This window comes from Mitsuaria sp. TWR114, assembly GCF_007997345.1.
In genome coordinates this window covers 1-919 of sequence record NZ_VOSR01000995.1, presented here as the reverse complement: position 1 = coordinate 919, position 919 = coordinate 1, and the positions used below count along the sequence as shown (strand labels likewise).

Annotated in this window: 2 protein-coding genes and 1 pseudogene; all 3 read left to right on the top strand. The window is 63.0% G+C overall.

What is annotated here, in order from left to right:
* The first annotated feature begins 29 nt into the window (after positions 1 to 29).
* Entirely contained in the window at positions 30 to 299 is a 270-nt protein-coding gene (atpE, locus tag FUT87_RS26655; protein ID WP_091728411.1) for a F0F1 ATP synthase subunit C, read from the top strand.
* Positions 300 to 335: 36 nt separating this feature from the next.
* A pseudogene (locus tag FUT87_RS26650) lies at positions 336 to 805 on the top strand (F0F1 ATP synthase subunit B).
* A 2-nt stretch (positions 806 to 807) separates the two neighbouring features.
* A partial coding sequence (locus tag FUT87_RS26645) for a F0F1 ATP synthase subunit delta (protein WP_186830787.1) occupies positions 808 to 919 on the top strand: 112 nt, incomplete at its 3' end.

Below are 919 nucleotides of genomic sequence, written 5' to 3'. Positions count from 1 at the left end.
TTTTTATCTAACTCTCTCAGGAGCAAAACATGGAAAACATCCTCGGTCTGGTCGCTCTGGCTTGCGGCATCATCGTTGGTCTGGGCGCGATCGGCGCTTCCATCGGCATCGCGCTGATGGGCGGCAAGTTCCTGGAGTCCTCGGCTCGTCAACCCGAGCTGATGAACGAACTGCAAACCAAGATGTTCATTCTGGCCGGCCTGATCGACGCGGCCTTCCTGATCGGTGTCGCCATCGCGCTGCTGTTCGCGTTCGCCAACCCGTTCGCCGCCACCTTCCTGTCCACCATCGCTCGCTGATAGGCCCGTCCCTTTCACGACTGAAAGGATCGTGCCGTGAATATCAACGCTAGCCTTTTCATTCAGTGGATTCCGTTCGCCATCCTGGTGTTCGTCACGATGCGGTTCATCTGGCCGCCGATCGTGAAGGCGCTGGACGAGCGCGCGGAGCGAATCCGCACTGGCCTGGCGGCTGCTGACCAGGCGAAGGCCGAGCTGGCCAACGCCAACAAGAAGGTCGACGAGCAACTGGCGCAGACCCGCAACGAAACCACGAAGCTGCTGTCCGACGCCGAGAAGCGCGGCGCCGCCATCGTGGACGAAGCGAAGAAGCGCGCGGAGGACGAAGGCGCCAAGATCATCGCCGCTGCGAAGGCCGAGGCCGAGCAGCAGTCGGTGCGTGCCCGTGAGGCCCTGCGCGAGCAGTCGCCGCGCTGGCCGTCAAGGGCGCCGAGCAGATCCTGCAGCGCGAGGTCAATGCCAGCGTGCACGCCGAATTGCTGAACCGTCTCAAGACGGAGCTGTAATCATGGCTGAACTCGCAACCATTGCCCGTCCCTACGCCGAAGCGCTGTTCCAGGTCGCGTCCTCGCAGGACCTGAAGGCCTGGAACGAGCAGTTGGCCGCGCTGGCGCTCGTCG

Excerpts from the sequence above, each read along its gene's own strand:
- atpE (WP_091728411.1), top strand. The coding sequence starts at position 30 with ATGGAAAACATCCTCGGTCTGGTCGCTCTGGCTTGCGGCATCATCGTT.